Here is a 3,138-nt window from a genome sequence, read left to right as displayed (position 1 = left end):
ACCTTTTGGAATTTTTACGTTCCGCTTGCCAATCTGGATGTATGGCCCATACTGACCGTTGAGTACTTTCACCGTGGTATTTTCCGGAAACTCCTTAATGATTTTATTGGCTTCGGCGGTTCGTTTATTCTGGATGATCTGAATGGCCTCGGCCAGGCTAATCGTATCCAGATTCATGCCCCGGGGTAGGGAATAGAACTTGCCATCGTGCTTCACGTACGGACCAAAACGGCCTTTACCCTTCGAAATGGGTTGACCTTCGAATTCGCCAATAGCGTCGGAAGCTTCGGCAGCCCGTTTTTCCTGAATCACTTGAATGGCTCGTTCTTCGTCAATCGTATACGGATCATCGCCTTCGCTCAGATTGTAGTACTTCTCATCGAACTTGATGTACGGACCGAGTTTACCAATGTTTACCAGCAACTCTTTGCCTTCCAGTTCACCAACGGTACGCGGCAGTTTGAAAAGCTCAATCGCTTCTTCCAGCGTAATGCTTTCCAGCAATTTATCCTTGGGAAGGGGAGCGTATTGCGGCTTTTGTTCTTCCTTCGAATCCCCTAGTTGAGCGAACGGACCGTATTTGCCTAAGCGAACCGAAACCATACGACCGGTTTTGGGATCGATACCCAGCTCGCGGGCCGATTTTACGGAACTACGTTCGGCGGAGGAACTTTGCTCAATCGTGAGGTGAAAATTCTTGTAGAAGTTGTCGATCATGCGTTGCCATTCGATCTGGCCTTCCGCAATTTTATCGAACTCTTCTTCCATATCCGCCGTGAACTTGAAATCGACGACGTTATCGAAATTATCTACCAGAAAGTCATTAACGATCATTCCGATGGTTGTCGGAAAGAGTTTTGCTTTTTCCGTACCATAGGTTTCCTTACCTGTCTTCTCCGTGAGTTCATCATTTTTCAATGTCAACTCTTTGAAGTTTCGTTCTTTACCGGGCCGGTCTTCCTTGACGACGTACTCCCGCTTGATGATCGTTGAGATGGTCGGAGCGTAGGTGGAAGGACGACCAATGCCGCGTTCTTCGAGTTCCTTTACCAGACTGGCTTCCGTAAAACGGGCAGGTGGGCGACTAAATCGCTCGGTCGCTTTCAGGATGTCCAGATTTAGAATCTGACCAATAGAAAGCGGGGGCAACATCCCTTTGCTTTCTTCGTCCTCATCATCCTTGGATTCCAGATACACTTTCAGGAAACCATCAAACTTAATGACCTCACCTTGGGCGATGAGTTCTTCTGAAGTAGTAGAAATGCCAATAGTTGCTGTGGTACGCTCTAATTGGGCATCAGCCATTTGTGAGGCGATACCACGTTTCCAGATCAATTCATACAAACGCTGCTCCTGACGGGTTTCGCCCGCTGAAGGTACGGAGAAGTCCGTGGGCCGGATGGCTTCGTGAGCTTCCTGAGCCGAATCATTCTTGGTTTTGTACCGACGCTGTTGCGAGTATTTCTCACCAAACTGCTCAATGATAGACGCTTTCGACTTGGCCAAGGCTTCCTCGCTCAAGTTCGTTGAATCCGTACGCATGTAGCTGATCTTACCGGCTTCGTACAGTTTCTGAGCGTACTGCATGGTCGCGGCTACGGCGAAACCCAGTTTGCGGCTGGCTTCCTGCTGGAGCGTCGAGGTGGTAAAGGGCGGAGCGGGAGACTTCTTGGCTGGTTTAGTCTCCAGATTCCGGATGCTGAAGGTAGCACCTTTACACTTTTCCAGAAAAGCTCGTGCTTGAGCTTCCGTTTCGAAATTTTTCGGCAATTCAGCCTGTAGTACCTTATTACCGTCGAGCAGAAATTGAGCAACTACTTTGAAGCTCGATTTGCTCTGGTGCTGGTCGATACTACGTTCGCGTTCAACCACCAAACGCACCGCAACGGACTGTACACGACCCGCCGAAAGACCGCGTTTTACCTTTTCCCACAAGACGGGCGAAAGTTCGAAGCCAATCAGACGGTCCAGTACCCGGCGAGCCTGTTGAGCGTTCACCAAATCCTGATTGATGGTACGTGGACTTTGGATGGCTTTCTGAATGGCCGTTTTGGTGATCTCCCGGAAAACGATACGTTTCGTCGTATCAGGTAAGCCGAGGGTCTCTTTCAGGTGCCAGGAGATTGCTTCTCCTTCGCGGTCGTCGTCGGTTGCCAGCCAAACTTCCTGCGAAGATTTTGCCAGTTGCCGTAGTTCATTGACCACTTTTATCTTTTCGGGAGAGACTTCGTACGTTGGTAAAAAACCATTTTTGATGTCAATAGCGAGGCCTTTATCGGGTAAATCCCGGACGTGTCCGTAGCTGGATTTAACCTGAAAATCAGCTCCTAAATAACCTTCAATGGTCTTTGCCTTCGCCGGTGACTCCACAATGACGAGGTTCTTTTTAGCCATAGTTAGTGGTAGTAGGGGTATGGGAAGTGTCTGCCAAAGTAAAGGACAAAATTCCGAAACCACTGCAATTCGTGCCTTTCAAGCCTAAACTTATTGGCAGATTTGCTTGTTAAAATGATATAAAACTACATGCCAATAGAAACGGCGGGATTGTTAAATGCAGTAGCTATGTATAATAGTTAAGCAGGATTTTCAGATTTTATCGAAATATGACCCCGCATGTTTTGTATTTTTGAGGGCGAAACCTGTTCCTTCATTTATTTAAACGATTAGATACAACGATGGCTTTTGACATTGAGATGATTCAGACCGTGTACGCCCGGATGCCCGAACGAGTGGCCGCCGCTCGGCAAGTACTCGGTCGACCCCTGACCCTCTCCGAGAAAATTTTATATTCTCACCTTTGGGAAAATCCTCTGGAAAGAGCGTACTCACGGGGAAAAGATTACGTTGATTTTGCACCCGACCGCGTGGCGATGCAAGATGCAACGGCTCAGATGGCCCTGTTGCAATTCATGCAGGCGGGTCGTCCGCAGGTAGCCGTACCTTCAACGGTACACTGTGACCACTTGATTCAGGCTAAAGTAGGAGCTACCGAAGATCTTAACAATGCAGTACAACAATCGAAGGAAGTATTCGATTTTCTTTCTTCGGTATCTAATAAGTATGGTGTAGGGTTCTGGAAACCCGGTGCCGGTATTATTCACCAGGTAGTATTGGAAAACTACGCGTTTCCCGGCGGTA

The 3,138-nt window shown here is 48.2% G+C and carries 2 protein-coding genes; one reads left to right on the top strand and one right to left on the bottom strand.

All coding sequences use genetic code 11. From position 1 onward, the window contains the following. A partial coding sequence (gene topA, locus ACOJTG_RS22510) for a type I DNA topoisomerase (protein WP_420155864.1) occupies positions 1 to 2,394 on the bottom strand: 2,394 nt, incomplete at its 3' end. 281 nt (positions 2,395 to 2,675) lie between these two features. On the opposite strand from topA, the gene ACOJTG_RS22505 reads away from it, so the two are divergent. Further along, the coding region (locus ACOJTG_RS22505) for an aconitase family protein (protein ID WP_420155863.1) at positions 2,676 to 3,138 on the top strand (463 nt) is incomplete at its 3' end.

This window comes from Siphonobacter sp. (assembly GCF_048595215.1).
In the GTDB taxonomy this organism is placed as follows: Bacteria; Bacteroidota; Bacteroidia; order Cytophagales; family Spirosomataceae; genus Siphonobacter.
The sequence above is the reverse complement of the archived record's forward strand: the minus strand, read 5'-3'. Positions and strand labels throughout refer to the sequence as shown.